Below are 23,243 nucleotides of genomic sequence, written 5' to 3' on the forward strand. Positions count from 1 at the left end.
AACCATACCCATTCGGATGTAATCCAATATATGGCTGCATGCCATCGGGTGTGCATCACAGATACAACTGTATGCAGATTTAAAGCCAACAAAACCATATACTGCTTGTTCATTATGAATAACAGTATGGCTTTTTGGTTGGCTATACTTCTGAAAAAAGGCCGTCTGAAGCAGCAAATCCTGCTTCAGACGGCATATCCGCTTTAAGGCGGGCAATATAATAAGATAGCAATAGCATTTATCGCCGTATAACATACAAGTTTAAGATATTCAGCATAATAAAATTTCGGCATGAATTAATAAAATCGAGAAGAGATTTATCTGTTTTATATTGAGAGAAATATTAATAATGTGGGTGTTAGATAGATAATATGAAAAAATTAACCAAATTTTTATTATTTATACTAATTATTATTCCGCTTACTATACTGATCAGCTTGTTTAGATTTTCTATAACTTCCGGTAATGGTGGTGTAGGTAGTCTTGGGCTTATTGTTATTATTCCATTAGAATCTTTTGGAATGAGTGTTGTTCTAACATTATTAGCTTTTCTTATTGTTCCTAAATTACCAAGAATAAATAATACTCTATCACGTAAAAAAATTTAAAAAAGCCAGATAACAGAGAAGATCACCATCAGAATATTAAACGTTACTATACTGAATCTAATAAAGAACTGTCAGTTGCAAAAGAAAAAGAATTTAAATAAATTTAATAAATAAAAATAGCAAAATGAAATAATACATATTTTAATGGGTAAACCTTTTTACACTATTAACACTAGAATTACCTTTTACAAAAGCTGCAAAGAGGCCGTCTGAATAAAGTTTTCAGACGGCATCAGTTTCCCTAACACTGTATTAATATCAATAATTTTTCAGGAACCGACAATGGCAAAAAACCTATTGATTGTGGAGTCGCCCTCCAAAGCCAAAACGCTGAAAAAATATCTCGGAAGCGAGTTTGAAATCCTCGCTTCCTATGGTCATGTGCGCGATTTGGTGCCCAAAACCGGTGCGGTAGACCCCGACAATAACTTTGCCATGAAATACCAAATGGTCAGCCGCAATGCCAAGCACGTCGATGCCATTGTCGCCGCCGCCAAAGAAGCCGAAAAACTCTATCTGGCAACCGACCCGGATAGGGAAGGCGAAGCCATCTCTTGGCACTTGCAGGAAATCCTCAAATCCAAACGCGGCCTCAAAAACATCAAACCGCAGCGCGTCGTGTTCCACGAAATCACCAAAAACGCCGTGCTCGATGCCATTGCCCATCCGCGCGAAATCGAAATCGATCTGGTTGATGCCCAGCAGGCGCGCCGCGCGTTGGATTATCTGGTCGGCTTCAACCTTTCCCCCTTGTTGTGGAAAAAAATCCGCCGCGGCTTGAGCGCAGGCCGCGTACAAAGCCCCGCCTTACGCCTGATTTGCGAACGCGAAAACGAAATCCGCGCATTTGAAGCGCAAGAATACTGGTCGGTACATCTCGACAGCCACAAAGGCCGCAGTAAATTCACCGCCAAACTCGTGCAGTGGAACGGCGAAAAACTGGAGCAATTCTCCCTGCCCAACGAAGCCGCACAACAGGCCGTCTTAACAGGCTTGGCCGAGCAAGAAGCCCAAGTTGCCGCCATCGAAAAGAAAAAACGCAGCCGCAACCCCGCCGCACCGTTTACCACCTCCACCATGCAGCAAGATGCCGTGCGCAAACTCGGCATGACCACCGACCGCACCATGCGCACCGCCCAGCAGCTATACGAAGGTATCGACGTAGGGCAAGGCGCCATCGGTTTGATTACCTATATGCGTACCGACAGCGTAACCCTCTCCGACGAAGCGCTGACCGAAATCCGCCACTACATCGAAAACAAAATCGGCAAAGACTACCTGCCTTCCGCCGCCAAACACTACAAAACCAAGTCGAAAAACGCGCAGGAAGCCCACGAAGCCATCCGCCCGACTTCCGTGTACCGCACGCCCGAAAGCGTGAAGCCCTTCCTGACTGCCGACCAATTCAAGCTCTATCAAATGATCTGGCAGCGCACCGTAGCCTGCCAAATGAACCCCGCCAAATTCGACCAAACCACCGTCGATATCGCCGTGGGCAACGGCGTTTTCCGCGTAACCGGCCAAGTGCAAACCTTCGCAGGCTTCCTGAGCGTGTATGAAGAAGGCACCGACGACAACGACGAAGACGAAGACAACAAAAAACTGCCCGAAATGAAAGAAGGCGAAAAATTGCCCGTCGACAACATCTACGGCGAGCAGCACTTCACCACCCCGCCGCCGCGCTTCAACGAAGCAACGCTGGTGAAAGCACTCGAAGAATTCGGCATCGGTCGCCCTTCCACCTACGCCAGCATCATTTCCACCCTGAAAGAGCGCGAATACGTAACGCTGGAGCAAAAACGCTTCATGCCCACCGACACCGGCGACATCGTCAACAAATTCCTGACCGAACATTTCGCCCAATACGTCGATTACCACTTCACCGCCAAACTGGAAGACCAGCTCGACGAAATCGCCACCGGCAAACGCCAGTGGATTCCCGTGATGGACAAATTCTGGAAAGGATTCCACAAACAGGTTGAAGAAAAAGAAGGCATCGAACGCGCCAAATTCACCACCGAAGAGCTGGACGAAATCTGCCCGAAATGCGGCAACCACAAACTGCAAATCAAATTCGGCAGAATGGGCCGCTTCGTCGCCTGCGCAGGCTACCCCGAATGCAGCTACACCCGCAACGTCAACGAAACCGCCGAGCAGGCCGCCGAGCGCATCGCCAAAGAAGCCGCCGAACAAGCCGAACTTGAAGGCCGCGAATGCCCCAAATGCGGCGGCGGGTTAGTTTACAAATACAGCCGTACCGGCAGCAAATTCATCGGCTGCGCCAACTATCCGAAGTGCAAATACATCGAACCTTTGGAAAAACCCAAAGACACCGGCGTAGAATGCCCGCAATGCAAAAAAGGCCATCTGGTCGAGCGCAAATCACGCTACGGCAAACTGTTTTACAGCTGCAGCACCTATCCCGACTGCAACTACGCCACTTGGAACCCGCCGATCGCCGAAACCTGCCCGAAATGCCAATGGCCGGTGTTGACCATCAAAACCACCAAACGCTGGGGCGTAGAAAAAGTCTGCCCGCAGAAAGAATGCGGCTGGAAAGAACAAATAGAACCGCCTGCCCCGAAAGGCAGTAAAGAAGCGGAAGGGTAAAGATAGAGGCCGTCTGAAAAATTTTCAGACGGCCTTTGATTGAATAAATCAATTTAATAAAATAATTAAGGAGTAGGTGCATGAAAGAATCAAATGAAAATCATGTGAATAAACCTAAAAGAAAACCTTTTAAATGGACTCGAGAACTAGTAAAGCTAGCTTTACATGAAGGATGGACTCAGAAGGAAATCGCAGATAAATGTAGAACTCAGCAATCAATAGTAAGTGCATGGAGTAAAGGTGAAAAGCAAGGAACAGAGCAGCAGTTGAAGCCATTACTGGAGATATTTGGGTATAAACTGCGAAGAAATACATTTAAAGTGTATTGGGGTTTTGATTCAGAAACAAAAGAAAAAGTATTTTATAAAGTTGAAGGTACAGTTATTTTTTCGCAGGTATTTTATAAATTTCAACGAAATAATTCTTGTAGTAGTAAAAAAATAATTTCAAAAACTCCTGAATATAAAATTATCGTTCATCATCAAGGAAATAGCTTATTTCGGCTTGTATTCCAACAAAGAGCAATGTATAAAAATGAACAATTAAATAGGTATGAGGAATTTAACAGTACTGTTGATGATGCTGTTTGGGTTTCAGAAATTACAAAACCTTCCACTTCTATGCAATTAATCGAGCTAATTGAAACTGTAGTAATTAAAAATATTTGGAAAGATCGTTTGGATATAAGTGATCGAGAAACATTACTTTTTTAATTAGAAGAGCATTGCTGAATCATGGATTTTCAGTTGAAGGGATTAAGGAGTATCCTGCTTCATGGTAAGATATACAAAACTTAAGAAAACCCCAAAGGAAAAGAACCGCCTTAAAAGGTTCACATAGGACTATCGTCCAACTATTTGCGAACTAGATATAGTTAAGCCTTGTGAAATGCCTATTTGCATTCACAACGCGATAGCAAATAAATTTATGGCTTACAATTGCTTTTCTTGTGTATACAAGATAGGAGAAAGATAGCCCGATTATTCAAACATAGTCAAAATATCAATTACCCGAACAGCCGTTGTAAGAATCAAGGGTTAGGGGTGGGTTAAACCCAAGCCGCCAGCTTTTTGGCCGCTTGGGTTTTATTTTGTCTGAATTCTACAATTATCAGTAAATATCAAATTTTATCTTTGTTTTATTATAAATATATCACTTTGAAATATATAAATATTTTGTCAAAATATCTTTTATTTACGAAAGAAATGCAAAATGCAAAAATTCAGTACAAATGCAAAGATAAATAATTTGGTTGTTTCATTATTAGGCTTAGGATGGAAAGTAAAAAAAAGAAAAAAGCATAATATACTTATCGCACCTAATAACCGTAGAGTAGCGATACCTTCAACCCCGAGTGATTGTAGAGCTTTTTGGAGCTTCTCTTGCCAAATTAAATCACTATGCCCAGCGGTGATGAGGGAGGATTAAAGTCCAATATGAAAACCCAAACTCACGAATTAGTTGTTAACTGGCACATTACCGAAGCCTGCAACTACGTTTGCCGTTACTGCTTTGCCAAATGGGACAAACAAGGTAAAGAGTTGCTGCATTCTTCTGAAAATATTCAGGTTTTGATGGGGGAAATCAGTAAATTGCCTGAAATACTTAATCGAAAACAAGGGGCGGATTTCCGATCAATCCGTTTGAATTTAGTAGGTGGAGAGCCGTTTTTATATCGGCGGCAAGTCATGCAGATTATTAAAGCTGCTCAAGCATACGGCTTCTCTTTATCTGCTATTACTAACGGCAGTTTGCTGGATGATGAATTGGTTGCTTTGATTGCCCGTCATTTTGCGGTTATCGGTTTCAGTGTCGATTCATTAAACGGATCAACCAATTTAAAAATCGGTAGAAAAAGCAGCAAACAGGCTATGCAGAGTGATGAGGTATTGGCAAATATTCAGGCTATAAAGGCTCTGAATCCGGCTATTGGCATAAAAATCAATACTGTTGTGAATAGTTTGAATTATCGGGAAAACCTACATCAATTTATTGCTGATGTGCAGCCGGAGAAATGGAAGATTTTTAAAATGCTGCCTATGGTTACGGAAGATTTGAGTATCAGCGATGAACAGTTCCACGAGTTTTTAAACTGCCATGATGATTTTCGTCGCATCATTAGTTCGGAAGATAATGATGAAATGGTACATTCTTATTTGATGATAGATCCGTTGGGACGTTTTTTTCAAAATGACTTAACTCTATGTGGCGGCTATGTTTACAGTAGGCCGATTCATGAATGTGATGTTGAGAATGCTTTAGATGAAGTGTTATTTGATACGGGTAAATTCAAAACGCGCTATGTTCCAATTACGCATCCTTTAGCAGCATGAAACTGGAAAAACTTCACAACAGTTATACTCCAAGCTGCTTTCTCTTCTCAGAGGAATTAGTATATACATAAAAAAGATAAAAAACGGCCTAATCATCAGGGTAATCTTTAATCAGAATTGTTACCGATGAATAAAGAGGCCGTCTGAAACAATGTTTTCAGACGGCCTTTGCTTTACAATACAGCCCAAACCATTATCCGATTTCCGTACTCATGAAACATTCCAAACATCAAAATCAAATCCGCATTATCGGGGGCAGCCACCGAGGTAGGAAACTGCATTTCAACGATGCCGATGGCCTGCGCCCTACTCCCGACAGCGTGCGCGAACGTGTGTTTAACTGGCTTGGGCAGGATTTAACCGGAAAAACCGTGTTGGATTTATTCAGCGGCAGCGGTGCATTGGGCTTGGAAGCGGCTTCAAGAAATGCCCGCAGGGTCGTATTGGTGGAAAACAACCGTCGAACGCTTGAAACGCTGAAACAAAACAATCGGCTGTTGGATTTCCGGCAAACCGAAGTCGTGTTTTCAGACGGCCTGTCTTATCTGAAAAATAATCCCCTCTGTTTTGACGTGGTTTTTTTAGATCCCCCGTTTGCATGGAATCGTTGGCCGGAATTGTTCGAATTGTTGAAAGGCCGTCTGAAAACAGAGGCGGTTATTTATCTTGAAGCAGGTACTTTGCCTGATATACCGGAATGGCTGAACGTTTTCCGTGAAGGGAAATCCGGATTAAGCCAGTCCAAGCTGCTGGTACATTCAGCCGAATAAAGAACAGAAAAACATGAGGCCGTCTGAAAAGCTCTTTTCAGACGGCCTCGGTTTGATTGAAACGACACTAAGTTATTTGCTCGCTTCTTTAGCCTTACCGGCGGCTTCCCGAGCGGCAGCGGCGGCATCCTCGGCTGCTTCTTTGGCGGTATTCACAGCTTTACCGGCAGCATCTTTAGTGGCTTCGGCTGCTTTAGATGCGGCCTCTTTTACCGATTCTCCGGCTTTTGCCCCCATTTCCTTAGCATCTTTAACAGCGTCTTGAGTGGCTTCTTTGGCTTTGTCGGCAGCATTTTTTGCAGAATCCTCCGCTTTTGCACCGGCTTCTTTAGCCGCGGTTACCGCATCGCTCACGGCAGAAGAGGCATTTTCTTTAGCTTCTTTCACATCGGAAGCCACGGCCTGCGTAACATCTTTTGTTTCCTGCTTAACTTCTTGCGAACATGCGGCCAAAGCAGCAACAGACAGGATAACCGTAAGAAATTTTTTCATATTTTTCTCCATATTTAATATTTGAGTTGATACCAAGCAGGTTTTTCAATCATAACATAATTTAAGATGGGTTCCGGCTGCAAAGATTTTTGATGTGAAATTAAAATCCAAAAAAGGCTTGACATTACTTTTTATGGCAATTAAGATACGCAGCTTAACGGGTCGTTAGCTCAGCCGGTAGAGCAGCGGACTTTTAATCCGTTGGTCGAAGGTTCGAATCCTTCACGACCCACCAAATTAAAAAAAGCCAAGCGAATTGCTTGGCTTTTTCTTTTTGAATAACATGCGTAACAAGCATTCTTTTCCAATATATCTAACGCTACCCGCTGTTGGCAGCCGAATGAATAATATCTCCGCACAATAAACGGTTGCTATCATCAGAAAAATCAATCATCCGGCTTTCAATCCATAATCTTTGCTTAACGCAAGCTGTGCAGGAAATGCATGTGTTTATGGTATTGGTCGATAATATCGTTTATCACGCCTTCTTTGCTCCAGCCCATAATGTCATAATCTTGGCCCCCTTCTCCCAAATGCACTTCGGCACGATAGTATTTTTGGCCTTCTGTAATTTCCTGTGCGTTGCTATTGTCCGACTGAACAAAAGCCGGTTGGATATGTTCAGAAGCAACCACCTGGTAAGTAAAGTCGATTTCATTTTCATGATTGGTAGTCAGCATAATCTGGCCGGTTTCCGGATGAACGACGTTGGCTTCAATACCCAGATTGCGGAGTTCTTCCGCCACTTCGTTGCAGGCCTCCGCTACTAAAGTATCGACAAAACGGTAAACGGTTTTCTGGTCGGGGAAATCCATAATGACTTGCAAACGCTCACGCCACGCGCCTTTGGCACGCAGCATCGGCGCTGCCGTAGGTGCGGCGAGTTGTTGCACCAGCTGTTTCTGCATATCAATATCCAAGGCTTTAAACAAACCGTACATTGCTATCATCAACACGGTAACGAAAGGCAAGGCGCTGGCGATCGCCATGGTTTGCAGTGCACCCAAACCGCCTGCCAACAGTAAAACCACGGCAACCATGCCCGAGCCGACCGCCCAATAGATGCGGTAAGCAACGCCTTTGCTGGTTTCGCCGTGGGCGCACAGCATGTCCATAACCAAGGCTCCTGAATCGGCGGAAGTAACGAAAAAGACGACGACCATAAACAGGGCGACATAGATAAACAGCGTGGAAAACGGCAGTTGCTCCAAGAAAGCGAACAGTGCCAGAGATACATCTTGTGAAACAACGCCGCCCAACGAGATTAAGCCTTGGTTCAAGATCATATCGATGGCGGAATTGCCGAAGAACGTCATCCACATAAAGGTAAAACCGGTGGGCACCATTAACACGCCGATTACAAACTGGCGGATTGTGCGGCCGCGCGATACCCGTGCAATAAACAACCCGACAAACGGTGCCCAGCTTAGCCACCACCCCCAATAAAGAATAGTCCAACCGCCGATCCAATCGGTTTTTTGATAAGCAAACAGATTGAAAGTCATATCAACAATATTGGAAGCGTAGTGGCCGATATTTTGCACCAATGCCTGCAATAGAAATACGGTTGAGCCGGCAAACAACACAAACAGCAATAATATTACTGCCAAACTGAGATTGAGTTCGGAAAGCATCTTCACGCCTTTGTCCAAACCCGATGCCACGGATAGCGTGGCCAGCGCGGTAATGGCGGCAATCAGGACAATCTGCGTGGCGGTTGATACGGGAATGGCAGGAAACACATGATTTAAACCGGCATTAACCTGCAATACGCCGTAACCTAAAGAAGTGGCCACGCCGAAAAGTGTGCCAACGACAGCGAATACGTCGACCGCATGACCGATTGGACCGTTAATCTTGTCGCCTATCAGCGGGTAAAGTGCCGAGCGTAAGGTCAACGGCAGGTTATGGCGATAGCTGAAGAAAGCCAGAATCAACGCCACAATCGCATAGATCGCCCAAGCATGCAGCCCCCAATGGAAGAAAGTCAGCCTCATGGCTTCACGTACGGTGTTTACCGTGCTGCCGTCACCGACAGGAGGCGACAAGAAATGCATAACCGGCTCTGCCACACCGAAAAACATCAAGCCGATACCCATGCCGGCAGAAAACAGCATGGCAAACCAAGAAATATTGTTGTAATCAGGTTTGGCATGATCCGGGCCGAGACGGATATTACCGTAACGGGAGATGCCCAAATAAAGGGTGGCCAACAGAATAATAGCTACGGTTAATACATAGTACCAACTGCCGTTAGCCACAATCACCGCCTGAACGGCCTTAAATGTCCGGTCGGCAGCTTGCGGGGCGATAACGGCAAACAAGATGATGGAAATGATGACGGCGGACGAAGAATAGAAAACCGCCGGATTGATTTGACCGCCTGCGGCGGAGTGAGGTTTATGTTCAGACAATGTTCTTCCTTTCTTGGGTTTGGGATGCGTTGAAGGCTGTTTAAAGCCTACAGGCAGCCATTCTTACGATTGGAGATTGCTGAATCCTATCATCTTGAGGTTTATGTGTAAAATTTTCAATTAATATAAAGATCCCGCCATATAATGAAAACCAACCGCTTCCTTTAATCCTCTTTCCTTTACACAAATTAAATTTCACCTAATTTTTCTATAATTGAAACCCCTTATTATGTGTATGTCGGAATTATTCCAGCCTCGCAATTTCAAAAACATATAGGACTCATCCTCATGAAAATAAAAAATAAAATCTTAGCTGTTGTGATGTCTGCCGCTCTTTTGGCTCTTTCCGGACACGCCGTTGCCCAAAAAAACGGCTTGTCGCGTATCGAGGCTTTGGCACAAGTTAAAGTTTCTCCGGTTCAGGCTTTAAACATCGCCCAGAAACAGGTTAAAGGCAAAGCCACCGAAGTTCACTTGAAAAACCCTTACGGCAATCCCGCCTATGAAGTTGAAGTCCGCGACGGGCAACAAGAACATTCGGTCTTTGTAGACGCCGTAAACGGTAAAGTGTTGGGCAGCAAAACCAAGCATAAAATGAAACTTGCAGGCTCGCCGGCTGTTTCATTGGAACGTGCCATCCAGATAGCCCACGGCAAAGTGGGCGGGCAGGTTTTGGAAGCCGATTTGGATTACAAAGCAGGCCGTGCCTTATATGAAGTGGAAGTTTTATCCGCAGACCGCGTGCCTTATAAAGTGATTGTTGATGCGGAGAACGGCAGCGTGATCGATTCATATGTGGATTATGATTAAGCCGTAACAATATATCGGGAGGCCGTCTGAAAACTTTTCAGACGGCCTCGATATCATTACCTGCTTAACTCAAACCGAGAGTGCGAACACCACGAAAATGAAGCGGATAAACCTTTGTTGTGTTGTTTGTTTCTTCTTACTGCATATTCTATTATCTGTGTAATCATAGGGTTGATTAAGAAAGGGGACGAAGATGCGCGTGTTATTGGTTGAAGACGACAGAATGATCGGGCAAGCCGTTGAAGGCAGTTTGAAAGATGCCCGTTACACTGTGGATTGGGTGCGTGACGGTAAAGCCGCTCTGGATTCGCTAGCCTCGCAACCTTACGACGTGGTGTTATTGGATTTGGGATTGCCGCAGAAAGATGGTTTACAGGTGCTTGCGAGCCTACGTTCGCGCGGGTTGGGCGTACCTGTATTGATTCTAACTGCAAGAGACGATCTTGAAAGCCGTTTGCAAGGCTTGGATAACGGTGCCGACGATTACATTATCAAACCGTTTGATATGTCCGAAGTGCTAGCCCGCATCCGTGCTGTACTGCGCCGCCATGGAGGCAGTGCAATCAACCAATTGAATAGCGGCACATTGCAGCTTGATCCTTCTACTTATCACGTCAAACGTCTTGATACAGGGGAAACCATTTTCCTTTCCAATCGCGAATTCGCCATTTTACATGCCCTGATGCAGCGTCCCGGCACGATTTTTTCCCGTGCGGACTTGGAAGATAAAGTATATGGCTGGGGGGAAGAGCCCGAAAGCAATGCCGTTGACTACCTAATCCATGCTTTACGTAAAAAACTCGGACACGACAGCATTAAAAATGTACGCGGCGTAGGCTGGCTGGTTCCCAAGAAAGCGGATTAGTCTTTAGAATATACAGGCCGTCTGAAAAAACAATTAACAGGACTCTACACAAACATGCCCCGCCGCCCCTCCATACAGCTACGGCTGTCTATCTTTCTTACTCTGATTATCTTGCTAACGGCAGTGGTTGCAGGTATCGCCTCGTTTTTTACCATGTTCAGCGAGGCACGCGAGCTGCAAGACGACTTACTGCGCCAAACCGCCATTCTGATACAGCAACCGGCCGACGCAGGCTATGCCGATATCGACAGCGACATCCGCATTTACATACAACCGCTCGACGAGAAGCACCGTTTCAATTTGCCGAGCGATGCAGATGAAGGCTTCTATGACATTACCGACAAAAAGAAAAACGACCCGTACCGGGCTTATGTCCATACCTACCCCGACGGCCAACGGGTTGCCTTCATCCAAGAAACTGAATTTCGCGACGATGTAGCGGCCGACAGTGCTTGGTATGCCGTTATGCCCCTGTTGATACTCGCTCCGATCGCACTATTGCTGACCGCACTGATCATCTATTTGACACTGCGCCCCGTCAGACAACTTTCCGCACAAACTGAAAACCGCAACGAAAACGATTTATCTCCCCTACCCACCGAACAAATTCCCCGTGAAATTTACGGTTTCGCAGAAGCCGTTAACCGCCTTCTGGAACGGGTCGGAGAAGGCGTGCGTCAGCAACAACGCTTCATTGCCGATGCCGCCCATGAACTGCGCTCCCCGATGACTGCTTTATCATTGCAAGCAGAAAGACTTTCCACACGCGATCTGCCGGAAGGAACCGCTTTTTTGGTAGAAGACTTGCGCGAAGGCATCCGCCGCAACCGCCGCCTGCTCGAGCAATTATTATCTATGGCCCGTGCGCAAACCGAAGAAGAACGGACACGGGAAAACATCAATATCAGCCGCCTGTATCAACGGCTGATACAAGATTTATACCCGCTGGCCGAGGCCAAAAATATCGATATCGGCACAGATGATGGCAATGAAGATATTTATGTATTCGCCAACGAAACAGAAATCTACACCTTGATGAAAACGCTGACCGAAAATGCCATCTGTTATACCCCCGAAGGCGGACAAATCGATTTGCACGCCAGATGGAACAACAGCGGATGCGTTTTGGAAATCGAAGACAGCGGTAACGGCATCCCGCCTGATGAACGTACCCGCGTATTCGATCCCTTTTACCGTATCCTCGGCAACGATACAGAAGGCAGCGGTCTAGGTTTATCCATTGCACAAACCATCGTCAAACGTTACGGAGGCAAGATTACGTTAAGCGATGCCAAGCAATTTCCCAGCGGCCTGAACGTAAGCGTGTGGCTGCCTTTACAGGAAGCTCCGGAATAAAACCGAAGGCCGTCTGAAAACTTTTTCAGACGGCCTTTTTAAAAAACTATTGACATATAAAATCAACCTCTGTATTATCTCAATTCTTCGGGTCGTTAGCTCAGCCGGTAGAGCAGCGGACTTTTAATCCGTTGGTCGAAGGTTCGAATCCTTCACGACCCACCAAATAAATCAAAAATAAGCCGCAATTTTTTGCGGCTTATTTTTTTCGAGACTCAGCCTCCAAACAACTGCGGAAAATTCCCAATCGTCAACAAAACGATTCAAAAACATTGAAATTAACCCGTAGCCACACCGTGTGTATCGGGACGAATTTAGATTACCTACCTCTTTATGTATACGTTTTTACACACTATCTCATTTTTCACATGACACCGGCAGACAGATACAAGAATAAACCGATAATAACTTATTGTAATTTCATCAAAATAACAGCATAGTTTTTGAGTTATTTGCCTGAACCGGCCACCAGTGTGATGGCTCCTTGGCATTTGGAGAAACTCTATCATGTCGTTTTTTTACAAATTCCATTAAGTTAGCTGTTATTGTCCGACATACAAATTAATTTCTCTCTACAAAACCCGAAGCCGCCTGAAAAACTTTCCATCATTTTTCAGACGGCCTCTCTGTATAAAACGGTATGGCAATGAATTGGGAATTTACTTTTAATATGCAAATAATTCAATAAATAACAAATCATTGTCATAGAAATATCATCTCAAAAGTCTCAAATTTTCTACTGCATAAAAATAACCGGTCCGACATCGAACTGAGTATTTTTTTACATTATTTTCACTGCCTACCCATTTGGCAATATAACGGCTTTCCACAGTAATCAGGTGCAATTGCCCACCAGACGGCACGATCGCTCTGATAAATAGCAGGAATAAATATTTACAATAAAGGCATTTTTGATAAAATATAATAATTCTCATTAACATGATTAATAGGAGTATTAAATGTATTTCGCAAAAAAAATAGGTGTATTGATTTGTATTCCTTTCATTATTAGTGCCTGTGCAACCAATAAAGGCGATTTCGGGCTGAATGATGTGAATATACTGCCCCCCGGAAAGCGGAAACCTGAGATTAATGATGAAAAAACGCCACCCCGTACCGACGAGCAGGTGTCGGCATTCATGGAACCCAGCTTGGGTGTTTCAGTAGAAATTCCGCGCCGTAGTACGGGTGTGGCAGGTTCCGTTCTTGAAGAGCGTGTAGAACTGACACCTGAAAAAATCAAAAATATCGGCGGTAATTTGGAAATTCCGCATATCGATGAAATTAAAAAACATCCTCAACATTCCGGTTCAATTGCCCACTCACACGACGGTTTTATTGGTGATCACCGTAAACGCGATATGGAATATGTACGTTCGGGTTGGGTGGTAGACGATGCCGTCGGCTTGGAAATTATTAACGGCCCGTCTAAAAAAATATTGTCCGGCACGGTAGGCTATGTCTATTACAAAGGCATTAACCCCTCCCAATCTTTCCCTACAAGCGGCAAAGCAACTTATAAAGGTACATGGGATTTTACTACTGATGCGAGACAAGGTAGAAAAAAAGAAAGTTTCAACGGTAGCGCTCCGGGTATCGGTAACAACTATGGAGCAACCTCATTTGATGAAGCCGATACCATCAATACTGATAAGAGTTTGGGCGAAGTTGGCCACAGCAGCGAACTTGAAGTAGATTTTGCTAAAAAAAGTTTAACCGGCAAATTGTATAAGAACCATCGTGTTATTGCCGGTCAAACACAAAAACGTACCCTCCGCTATAACGTAGAAGCCTCTATTAAAGGCAATCGTTTCCAAGGCCGTGTGTTGGCGAACGATAAAAAAGATACCTACTTCGGCAAAGATGGCAGCTTGGAAGGTGGATTCTTCGGCCCTGCTGCCGAAGAATTGGCCGGTAAATTTTTGGCTGACGACAACTCATTATTCGGCGTGCTGGCAGGTAAACGCAGCAAAGAAAAAAACGAGAAGACTGAAAAAATCATTGATGCTTTCCATATCGGCCTTGGAACCTTGCAACCCTCTGAAGCCGATAATTTCGGCGATGCACGTAAGTTTGTATTCAAAGGCCAAACTTTTTCACTCTTGCCCACTACGGGGGCGGGTAAATCTTTCTTAGAAACCCTCAAATATGATTTAGGCAATAACCGCACCCTTTCTTTGGTTTCATGTTGCAGCAATCTGGACTACCTTAAATTTGGTACTTATCAGGTAACCGAGGGGGACAAAAAAGGTGATGCCGGATTCTTCTTCCAAGGCGAGCGCACCCCTGTAAGCGAGGTGCCAACCAGCGGAACCGCGCAATACAAAGGCAGTTGGCAAGCACAAATTATAAGTAAAAGCGGCCACACTTGGAGTGAATCACCCAACAACAACAGCGGTGGCAGCCGTGCAGTATTCAATGTAGATTTCGGCCAGAAAAAAATCAACGGTACATTGACTGCCGACAACCGAGTATCGCCAACCTTTACCATTGATGCCGATATTTCAGGCAACGGCTTTAGCGGTCGTGCTAAAACAGATGCAAAAGGATTTGTATTCGACCCGGGCAGTACCGGCAGGGAAACACGTGTTCATCTGGATGCTGAAGTTAAAGGCGGTTTTTACGGCCCGAAAGCATCCGAGCTGGGCGGCATCTTCCATAGTAATAAAGCAGGCGAAGACCAAGTAGGCGGCAGTTTCGGAGGCAAACGACAAGCACCCGGACAATAAAACCGACAACATGACACCTTCAGACATCATTCGGAGCAAATAATGAATATTGCAAAGCAATACCGTAAAAACGCCTTACCCTCACGCCTTACTGCGATATGCTTGGCCGTGCTCTCATGCGCGGCGGCAGCGCCCACTTTTGCGGCAACAGCGGAAACAAACGAACAACAGGAAGTGAAACTGAATGAAGTTGTTGTAAAAGGCAAGAAAAAGATACGCCGTAAAGACACAGAAATTACCGGTTTGGGTAAGATTGTCAAACATTCAGACGGCCTCGACAAAGAACAAGTCTTAGGGATCCGCGATTTAACCCGCTACGATCCCAGTATTGCCGTAGTTGAGCAAGGACGTGGTGCAAGCAGCGGTTACTCTATACGTGGCGTGGATAGAAACCGCATCAGCCTAACCGTAGACGGACTGCCGCAAATCCAGTCCTATACCATTAAAGGGACACCGGCCAGCAGCGGTGCCATTAATGAAATCGAATACGAAAATATCACTGAAATCGAGATCAATAAAGGGGCTAACTCAGCAGAACAAGGCAGTGGTGCATTAGGCGGTTCGCTTGCCTTCCGTACCAAAGAAGCCAAAGACATTATCAAGGAAGGCCAAAACTGGGGGCTAAATACCAAATCTGCATATAGCAGCAAAAACAACCAATTTACCCAATCTATTGCCGCTGCAGGTCGCTTAAACGGGTTCGAAGGCATGGCTGTATTTACTCATCGCAAAGGGCAAGCAACCCAAACGCATAGCCATGCCGGCCAGCATAGCCAAACCTTTTCACGCATTGCGGGCTATACAGAAAATCCTAACGACCCCAATACTAAATATGGTTGGTTTACAGTGGAAGGAGACTGCGCCGATCCGGAAAATTGCGATAAAGTACGTCTATTTTCAAAGGCCAGTAAAGCAAATAAATATTTGAAGACCGAAGAAGTACCTGCTGATCAATATACCGGCAACAAGCGTATCCTGCCTAATCCGATGGATTACCAAAGCCGTTCATGGCTGACAAACGTAGGCTATCATTTCTCACCCCGCCACTACTTAGGCGGTATTATGGAAAATACACGCCAACGCTACGATATCCAAGACATGAATTTTGAAAAATATTGGACCAACTCAAACCCTGAACTTCAATTACACATCACTAAGTCTAAAGGTATTTACCGTCACAACGAAGATATCCACGATGGCTTGGTAACACAAAGTGGTTCGGAAGGTCAGTGGCGCTATATCGGTTTGAAATATTCCCGTCTGCGTTATTTCGACGAGCGCCACCGCAAAACCCGCAACGGCCTGCTGTACCGCTATACAAACCCTGATCACGATACGGTTTTCGACCGCGCACAAATCAGCTTCAACCGTCAGAATATTGCTCTCGATACACGCCGTCATGATCTAAATTGTTCGGTCTATCCTGAAGTCGACAAAAACTGCCGCCCAAGCATTGATAAGCCTTGGTCTGCCTATCACTCTGAGCGCTCCGTTTATGGGGAAAGACACAATTTATTGCATTTGGAAGCGGAGAAAAAACTCTCATTTGCCAACACTTCGCACAAACTGTATTTCGGTTTAGGCTTTGATCGCTTCCGCTCCAAATTGGAACGTAAAGATATCTATGCGGAAAATGCACAGCGCGACGTCGAACTCATCAGGGGCGACTCCACGAAAGAATTTCCTGATATCTATCGTATTCAAAATCCCAAGTTAGTTACTTTCAATTTGTGCAGATATGACAATGTATACAGTGCTTATAATTGCAATGCACGGATTATCGACGGCCACAATCATTATATTGCCCTACGCGACCACATGAGTTTGGGCAAATATGTAGATTGGGGGATAGGTGGGCGTTATGATTACCATAAAATGACCACCGACGATCCTTGGACAGCTTCCGGTACTTTTCGAAACACTTCTTGGAATAGCGGCTTCGTCTTCAAACCAACCTCCCATTTGAGCCTCTTGCACCGTATTTCCAGCGGTTTCCGTGTGCCGAGTTTTCAGGAATTATTTGGCGATCGGATTCCCGGCTTTGAGAAAGGCAAAGACGATGATTTTCACTATGTTGGCAAATTCAAGCCTGAAAAAGCATTGAACAACGAGGTCGGCATACATCTGAAAGGAAACTTCGGCCATTTGGAAGCAAGTTACTTCCGAAATAAATATAAAGATCTCATCGGTCTTACGCACATCGATCCAAACGTTCCCGGCCTGAAAAACCGCGATACGGCAAGCGGCTACCGAAATATGTACAATGCCACAACCGACGGCATCAATATTATTGGCAAACTCGATTGGTACAATGTCTTTAACAAGTTGCCCGAAGGCTTATACAGTACTGTAGCCTATAACCATGTGAAGCTGAAAAAAGCCTCGCTGACAAAAAACTATTTCCAACACTCCTGCACAATGCTGTTTGATGCCATCCAACCGTCCCGCTATGTACTGGGTTTGGGTTACGATGCACCAAACGGTAAGTGGGGGGTAAATGGTGTGATGACATATTCGAAAGCCAAAAATCCGGATGAATTAAAAGGACAATGCCGATCAGGTATTACTCGTAATACATCCGCCACCAAGAAAGTTACCAAACCTTGGTATATTTTTGATGTCAGCGGCTACGTTACTCTAAAAGACAAACTAACACTGCGGGCAGGCATCTACAATCTGACCAACCGCCGTTACAGTCAATGGGAAAACGTACGCCAGTCAGCACTGGGGGCTGTTAACCGGCAAACCAATGTAGGAAACTACTCACGCTATGCCGCTCCGGGTAGAAACGTTACGGTTTCTATGGAAATGAAGTTTTAATCTATGAGAGGCCGGCAAAAACCTACTGTTTAAGCCAGTCGGAATTCAGTGATTCCATTGCATTTGAATAATCTAAAACAGTAATGTGAGACGAGAGGCCGGATGGCTACCATCTTGTTTGAAATGTTACTGTTTTAGAGAGGCTTTTCGGCTAATCATAAACCTAAACATTTAGAGGCCGTCTGAAAATCTGTTTCAGACGGCCTCTAAATGTTTACTTTTTATCAGAGCAATCTGCTGCCACAATACTGAAACTATGGTTATTAAATGTTGACAACGGTTTCAAGCAGCAAATTACAAACGACATTACAAGGCCGGAACATACTGTATATACGTTATCACCGTACACCTGCACAAACGGCAGCCTTAAGGCTGCCGTTTCATCTTTTTTAATACTACTGCTCTTACAAAGTATTTTCTAAAGCTTTCAAACACCAATCCATCATACTTTGCGGCATAACACCCCAAATCAGCAATAATCCCGCGTTTAATGATAAAAATACTTTAGTGGCAAAATTGCTGCCAATCGGATGATGGTTATTTGCATTATCGAAATAAATCACTTTTACCACTCGCAAATAGTAAAACGCACCTATTAACGACATAACCACTGCAAAAACCGATAACCAAATATAACCTTGCGACAATAATGCTTTAATAACGGCAAACTTAGCATAGAAACCCATTAACGGTGGGATACCGGCCATAGAGAACATTGCCAGCAACATTAGAAATGCATACCAAGCATTACGCTGGTTGAGCCCTGCCAGATCGTTGATATCCTCGCATTCATGTGCTTCATTAGACAGCAACATCAATACGCCGAAGCCTACCAAGCCCATAACCACATAAGTAATAGCATAATACAACCCGGCAGTAAAACCGATTGCTCCGGCCATAAACGCCAACAAAATAAATCCCATGTGGCTGATTGTAGAGTAAGCAAGCATGCGTTTGATGTTAGTTTGCATAATGGCAACCAAGTTACCGACTACCAACGATACAACGGCCAAAATAGCCAACATCGGAGCCCAATCCGCAGCAGTCGTTCCCAAGCCGGTAACTAGAATACGGAAAGCAAACACTACAGCAGCAACTTTAGGAGCGGTACCTACAAAAGCGGCAACGGAAGTAGGCGCACCTTGGTATACATCAGGCACCCACATATGAAACGGTACGGCACCGAGTTTAAAGGCTACAGCCACCACGATAAATACCAAACCCAGTTTTAACAACCAAGTATTCGCCTCGCCGTCGTAAGCATTTGCCAATACGGTGGCAAATTCGAGAGACCCTGTTGCCCCATACACCATTGAAATACCGTATAACAACAAACCGGAGGCCAGTGCGCCCAGTACGAAATACTTTAAGGCGGCCTCTGCGGCTTCTGCCGAATCGCGACGCAAAGCAATCATTGCATACAGCGCGAGAGACAAAAGTTCCAAACCGATATAGGCAGTCAGAAAATGGCCGGCACTTACCATTACGCTCATACCGGTTAATGCAAATAACGATAACGTATAAAATTCGCCTTTAAAAATATTGCGCACTTGGTTGTACGGTTTACTATACACAAATAAGGCAAACAACGCCGCATACATAACCATTTTCGACAACTGCGACATACCGTCGGCAATATACATTCCGCTGAATGCAGACATACTGCCGGAAACCCATACCGCCCATTGCGTAAAAGCAACCGCTACGAGTGAAAGCAGGCTGAGAATGTGAGTAATATAGCGATTTTTGTCACTTATCCACAGATCAATCAGCAGCACGGTAAATAATGCCGAAAGCAAAACGATTTCAGGCATGGCAGGAATTAAATTCAAATCAGTCCAGTTCATTCACACACCTCAAATCTTGCTTTGCGCCACATGGGTAATCAAATCGTTGGCAGCTTGGTGGATTACTTCAATAAAGGCTTGCGGATACAAACCCATGCCCAGAACCGCCAACGCCAAAATAGCCAAAATAGCAAACTCACGGCAATTGATATCTTGCAGTTTTTCTACTTCGGGATTGGTAATGGCACCAAAAATCACCCGCTTGTACATCCACAACGTATAAGCGGCACCATAAATCAAAGTTAAAGCAGCCAAAGCGCCCACCCAGAAATTAACTTCTACCGCACCCATAATAACCATAAATTCACCGACAAAACCCGAGGTTGCAGGTAAACCGGCATTAGCCATCGCAAACAACATCATAAACGCAGCAAATTTCGGCATTACATTTACCACCCCACCGTAATCAGCGATATTGCGCGAGTGCAGGCGGTCGTACATTACACCGATACACATGAACATGGCGGCAGAAACAAATCCGTGGGAAATCATCTGAATAACGGCACCTTTTAATGCCCAGTCATTCAAATAACCGCCCGCAAACAAAAACATACCTAAAGTGACAAATCCCATATGGCTGATGGAAGAATAAGCCACCAGTTTTTTCATATCGGTTTGCACTAACGCCACCATACCGATGTAAATTACCGCAATCAGAGAAAGCACTATGATTGCCGGAGCAAAGAAACGTGAAGCATCAGGCAGAATCGGCAAAACAAAACGTAAGAAGCCATATGCTCCCACTTTCAATGTAATTGCCGCCAACACCATCGAACCTCCGGTAGGCGCTTCGACGTGAGCATCAGGCAACCACGTATGTACCGGCCACATCGGTACTTTCACAGCAAATGATAGGAAGAATGCGATAAACAATAGCTGCTGCACACCCAACGGAATCTGCTTCAGATTCTGGAAGTCCACAATCGAGAAACTGCCGCCGGTTTGGTAAGACAGATAAACCAAACCTACCAACATCAGCAACGATCCGAGCAGGGTATAGAGAAATAGCTTCACTGAAGCATACACACGGCGCGGACCACCCCACATACCGATGATTAAATACAACGGAATCAGCATGCCTTCAAAGAATACATAAAACAGAATGGCATCTTGTGCAGAAAAGGCCCCATTAATCAAACCCGACATAATCAAAAACGCTGCCATATATTGCGCCGGGCGCTTCTGAATAACTTGCCATCCGGCCAACACCACCATCAACGTGATAAAGCTGTTCAAGATGACAAACAATGCCGAAATACCGTCCACACCCAAAGCATAGTTGATATTTAAAGCAGGAATCCAACTATGGAACTCGGTAAACTGATAGCCTCCGCTTAACCGGTCAAACCGAGTAAATAACGGCAGCGTTACCAAGAAACCGGCCAATGCGCCGATAAAAGCCAGCACACGGGCAATACCGGCTCGGCTGTCGGAGCCGGTTGCCAATACCAGCACACCCGCTGCTATCGGCACCCATACAGCTAAACTGAGTAAGTTATCTAACATATTCATAACCTGACATTCTTAAGATTGAATTCCCACTTAACCGGCAAACAAGTGCCAGAACGTCATACCGATCAACACCAACACACCAAAAACCATTGCGGCTGCGTAAGTGTAGATAAAGCCGGTCTGCATTTTGCGGATTTGGGCGGCAACGGCACCTACCAATTTTGCCGAACCGTTTACGATACCATTATCAATAATGGCGGTATCACCTACTTTCCAGAAGAAATTACCCAATGCACGGCTGCCTTTGGCAAATACATTAAAGTAAATCGTATCCAAGTAGTATTTGTTATCAAGCAGCTTGTAAACCAGGCTGAAAGCGGCAGCAATTTTCGCAGGCAGATGCGGCGCTTTAACATACAGAATCCAAGCACTAACTACACCGGCAACCGCTAAATACAACACCGGAGTGTGCAAACTATGTGCAACCATTGCCAACGGGCCGTGGAACTCTTCTTTCAAAAGGGCCATTGTCGGGTGGACTTCATGATTCACGAAAATCACATCTTTGAAGAAATCGCCATAGAGCATGGGTTCAATTGCAATATAACCAATGATTACCGACGGAATGGCCAGCAAAATCAACGGCAACGTAACCACCCACGGGCTTTCATGCGGGTTGTCGTTTTTCCCTAAACCGTGATGGTGCCTGTCATCGTGGTGTTCATTATGATGCTCAGAAAGTTCGCGCCATTTTTCTTTACCGTGAAATACCATAAAGTATTGGCGGAATGCGTAAAACGCCGTTACAAACACACTGGCAAGCACGGCGAAGTAGGCAAACCCGCTCCCCGGCAAAGTGCTGGCATGGGCTGCCTCAATAATAGAATCTTTAGAATAGAAACCGGCAAAAAACGGGGTACCGATTAACGATAAGTTACCAATTAACATGGTAATCCAAGTAATCGGCATGTATTTTTTCAAATTCCCCATATGGCGCATATCTTGATCGTGATGCATGCCGATAATGGCGCTACCTGCAGCCAAAAACAGTAAGGCTTTAAAGAAAGCGTGCGTCATTACATGGAACATAGCAATAGAATAAGCCGATGCGCCCAAAGCAACCGTCATATAGCCCAATTGCGACAAAGTAGAATAAGCAACTACACGTTTAATGTCGTTTTGAATCGTACCTAAGAAGCCCATAAACAGCGCAGTAATCGCACCGACCACCATGATTACGCTCAGTGCGGTTGAGCTCATCTCATACATCGGAGACATGCGCGACACCATGAACAAACCGGCGGTTACCATGGTTGCCGCGTGAATCAATGCGGAAATCGGTGTCGGGCCTTCCATAGAATCAGGCAGCCACACATGCAGAGGAAACTGTGCCGATTTACCCATTGCGCCTACAAACAGCAACAAGCAAGTAACCGTCATCAACGACCATTCCACTCCGGAAAACAGTTGGATAGTGGCATTCTGCACATTCGGCAGATAAGCAAACACATCTGCGTAACGCAAACTACCGCCGAAATAAGCTAATACCAAACCGATACCCAACAAGAAACCGAAGTCGCCCACGCGGTTTACCAAAAAGGCTTTCAGATTGGCAAAAATTGCGCTTTCCCGCTTGAAGTAGAAACCGATCAACAGATAAGACACTAAGCCGACGGCCTCCCATCCGAAGAAAAGCTGAATAAAGTTATTACTCATCACCAACATCAACATGCTGAAAGTGAACAATGAGATATAACTGAAAAAACGTTGGTAGCCGACTTTTTCACCATGCATATAGCCAATGGTATAGATATGCACCATCAAAGATACGCTGGTTACCACCACCATCATCATGGCAGTAAGGGTGTCTACCAAAAAACCGACTGAAAAATCCAAGCCGCCCATGGTCAACCATGTGTACACATTTTCATCAAAGCGGGTACGTGTACCATTGAGGAAACCATACAATACCCACCCTGATAAGACGGTGGAGATTCCCACACCTAAAATGGTTACGGTGTGTGCTCCGGCCCGGCCGATTTGCTTTCCAAACAGTCCGGCCAACAGCGATCCTGCCAACGGAATCAAGGCAATCGCCAGATATAAGTTCATCTCACTCATTATTGCTTATTCTCCC

15 protein-coding genes and 2 tRNA genes are annotated in these 23,243 nt (G+C 45.1%); 12 read left to right on the top strand and 5 right to left on the bottom strand.

All coding sequences use genetic code 11. The features are described 5' to 3' along the window. Positions 1-371: 371 nt before the first annotated feature. The 5 genes from Q0X97_RS09860 (at position 372) to rsmD (ending at position 6,321) form a co-directional block, all read left to right on the top strand. On the top strand, positions 372-608 hold the full coding sequence (locus Q0X97_RS09860; RefSeq protein WP_302067281.1) for a hypothetical protein: 237 nt from the start codon (positions 372-374) through the stop codon (positions 606-608). A gap of 282 nt (positions 609-890) precedes the next feature. Further along, a complete protein-coding gene (gene topA, locus Q0X97_RS09865) occupies positions 891-3,218 on the top strand; it encodes a type I DNA topoisomerase (RefSeq protein ID WP_302067282.1) in 2,328 nt (775 codons plus the stop codon). A gap of 80 nt (positions 3,219-3,298) precedes the next feature. After that, positions 3,299-3,931 (top strand): hypothetical protein, encoded by a 633-nt coding sequence (locus tag Q0X97_RS09870; RefSeq protein ID WP_302067283.1) that lies wholly within the window; start codon positions 3,299-3,301, stop codon positions 3,929-3,931. 723 nt (positions 3,932-4,654) lie between these two features. Then, entirely contained in the window at positions 4,655-5,551 is an 897-nt protein-coding gene (locus tag Q0X97_RS09875; protein WP_302067285.1) for a viperin family antiviral radical SAM protein, read from the top strand. Between the two features lie 212 nt (positions 5,552-5,763). After that, positions 5,764-6,321: a 16S rRNA (guanine(966)-N(2))-methyltransferase RsmD gene (gene rsmD / locus Q0X97_RS09880; protein WP_302067286.1), complete on the top strand. Its 558-nt coding sequence runs from the start codon at positions 5,764-5,766 to the stop codon at positions 6,319-6,321. A 72-nt stretch (positions 6,322-6,393) separates the two neighbouring features. Here rsmD and Q0X97_RS09885 read toward each other — a convergent pair whose 3' ends face one another. Continuing rightward, positions 6,394-6,813 (bottom strand): lipoprotein, encoded by a 420-nt coding sequence (locus tag Q0X97_RS09885; protein ID WP_302067287.1) that lies wholly within the window; start codon positions 6,811-6,813, stop codon positions 6,394-6,396. A gap of 159 nt (positions 6,814-6,972) precedes the next feature. On the opposite strand from Q0X97_RS09885, the gene Q0X97_RS09890 reads away from it, so the two are divergent. After that, positions 6,973-7,048: transfer RNA gene (locus Q0X97_RS09890), tRNA-Lys, on the top strand. A 184-nt stretch (positions 7,049-7,232) separates the two neighbouring features. Here Q0X97_RS09890 and Q0X97_RS09895 read toward each other — a convergent pair. After that, positions 7,233-9,227, bottom strand: coding sequence for a choline BCCT transporter BetT (locus Q0X97_RS09895; RefSeq protein ID WP_302067288.1), 1,995 nt, complete (start codon positions 9,225-9,227; stop codon positions 7,233-7,235). A gap of 288 nt (positions 9,228-9,515) precedes the next feature. Here Q0X97_RS09895 and Q0X97_RS09900 point away from each other — a divergent pair, with 288 nt between their 5' ends. The 6 genes from Q0X97_RS09900 to Q0X97_RS09925 all read left to right on the top strand — a co-directional run bounded on the left by Q0X97_RS09900 (position 9,516) and on the right by Q0X97_RS09925 (position 17,807). Then, a complete protein-coding gene (locus Q0X97_RS09900; protein WP_302067289.1) occupies positions 9,516-10,037 on the top strand; it encodes a PepSY domain-containing protein in 522 nt (173 codons plus the stop codon). A gap of 193 nt (positions 10,038-10,230) precedes the next feature. Beyond that, entirely contained in the window at positions 10,231-10,902 is a 672-nt protein-coding gene (locus Q0X97_RS09905) for a response regulator transcription factor (RefSeq protein ID WP_302067290.1), read from the top strand. Between the two features lie 54 nt (positions 10,903-10,956). Next, positions 10,957-12,258: an ATP-binding protein gene (locus tag Q0X97_RS09910; RefSeq protein ID WP_302067291.1), complete on the top strand. Its 1,302-nt coding sequence runs from the start codon at positions 10,957-10,959 to the stop codon at positions 12,256-12,258. 89 nt (positions 12,259-12,347) lie between these two features. After that, positions 12,348-12,423, top strand: a tRNA-Lys gene (locus Q0X97_RS09915). A gap of 794 nt (positions 12,424-13,217) precedes the next feature. Then, positions 13,218-14,987, top strand: coding sequence for a transferrin-binding protein-like solute binding protein (locus Q0X97_RS09920; protein WP_302067721.1), 1,770 nt, complete (start codon positions 13,218-13,220; stop codon positions 14,985-14,987). A gap of 42 nt (positions 14,988-15,029) precedes the next feature. Next, positions 15,030-17,807, top strand: coding sequence for a lactoferrin/transferrin family TonB-dependent receptor (locus Q0X97_RS09925; RefSeq protein ID WP_302067722.1), 2,778 nt, complete (start codon positions 15,030-15,032; stop codon positions 17,805-17,807). 404 nt (positions 17,808-18,211) lie between these two features. Here Q0X97_RS09925 and nuoN read toward each other — a convergent pair whose 3' ends face one another. The 3 genes from nuoN to nuoL are packed head-to-tail and all read right to left on the bottom strand — an operon-like array spanning position 18,212 to position 23,227. Continuing rightward, on the bottom strand, positions 18,212-19,654 hold the full coding sequence (gene nuoN, locus Q0X97_RS09930) for an NADH-quinone oxidoreductase subunit NuoN (RefSeq protein WP_302067294.1): 1,443 nt from the start codon (positions 19,652-19,654) through the stop codon (positions 18,212-18,214). A 9-nt stretch (positions 19,655-19,663) separates the two neighbouring features. Further along, a complete protein-coding gene (locus Q0X97_RS09935) occupies positions 19,664-21,160 on the bottom strand; it encodes an NADH-quinone oxidoreductase subunit M (RefSeq protein WP_302067726.1) in 1,497 nt (498 codons plus the stop codon). A gap of 36 nt (positions 21,161-21,196) precedes the next feature. Then, positions 21,197-23,227: an NADH-quinone oxidoreductase subunit L gene (gene nuoL / locus Q0X97_RS09940; RefSeq protein ID WP_302067723.1), complete on the bottom strand. Its 2,031-nt coding sequence runs from the start codon at positions 23,225-23,227 to the stop codon at positions 21,197-21,199. Positions 23,228-23,243: the final 16 nt, after the last annotated feature.

Origin of the sequence: Neisseria sp. MVDL19-042950, assembly GCF_030504625.1 — a bacterium.
Taxonomy (GTDB): Bacteria; Pseudomonadota; Gammaproteobacteria; order Burkholderiales; family Neisseriaceae; genus Neisseria.

Bases quoted from the DNA above. Each gene is read 5' to 3' on its own strand.
- Q0X97_RS09860 (WP_302067281.1), top strand. From the start codon at position 372: ATGAAAAAATTAACCAAATTTTTATTATTTATACTAATTATTATTCCG.
- topA (WP_302067282.1), top strand. From the start codon at position 891: ATGGCAAAAAACCTATTGATTGTGGAGTCGCCCTCCAAAGCCAAAACG.
- Q0X97_RS09870 (WP_302067283.1), top strand. From the start codon at position 3,299: ATGAAAGAATCAAATGAAAATCATGTGAATAAACCTAAAAGAAAACCT.
- Q0X97_RS09875 (WP_302067285.1), top strand. From the start codon at position 4,655: ATGAAAACCCAAACTCACGAATTAGTTGTTAACTGGCACATTACCGAA.
- rsmD (WP_302067286.1), top strand. From the start codon at position 5,764: ATGAAACATTCCAAACATCAAAATCAAATCCGCATTATCGGGGGCAGC.
- Q0X97_RS09885 (WP_302067287.1), bottom strand. From the start codon at position 6,813: ATGAAAAAATTTCTTACGGTTATCCTGTCTGTTGCTGCTTTGGCCGCA.
- Q0X97_RS09900 (WP_302067289.1), top strand. From the start codon at position 9,516: ATGAAAATAAAAAATAAAATCTTAGCTGTTGTGATGTCTGCCGCTCTT.
- Q0X97_RS09905 (WP_302067290.1), top strand. From the start codon at position 10,231: ATGCGCGTGTTATTGGTTGAAGACGACAGAATGATCGGGCAAGCCGTT.
- Q0X97_RS09910 (WP_302067291.1), top strand. From the start codon at position 10,957: ATGCCCCGCCGCCCCTCCATACAGCTACGGCTGTCTATCTTTCTTACT.
- Q0X97_RS09920 (WP_302067721.1), top strand. From the start codon at position 13,218: ATGTATTTCGCAAAAAAAATAGGTGTATTGATTTGTATTCCTTTCATT.
- Q0X97_RS09925 (WP_302067722.1), top strand. From the start codon at position 15,030: ATGAATATTGCAAAGCAATACCGTAAAAACGCCTTACCCTCACGCCTT.
- nuoN (WP_302067294.1), bottom strand. From the start codon at position 19,654: ATGAACTGGACTGATTTGAATTTAATTCCTGCCATGCCTGAAATCGTT.
- Q0X97_RS09935 (WP_302067726.1), bottom strand. From the start codon at position 21,160: ATGTTAGATAACTTACTCAGTTTAGCTGTATGGGTGCCGATAGCAGCG.
- nuoL (WP_302067723.1), bottom strand. From the start codon at position 23,227: ATGAGTGAGATGAACTTATATCTGGCGATTGCCTTGATTCCGTTGGCA.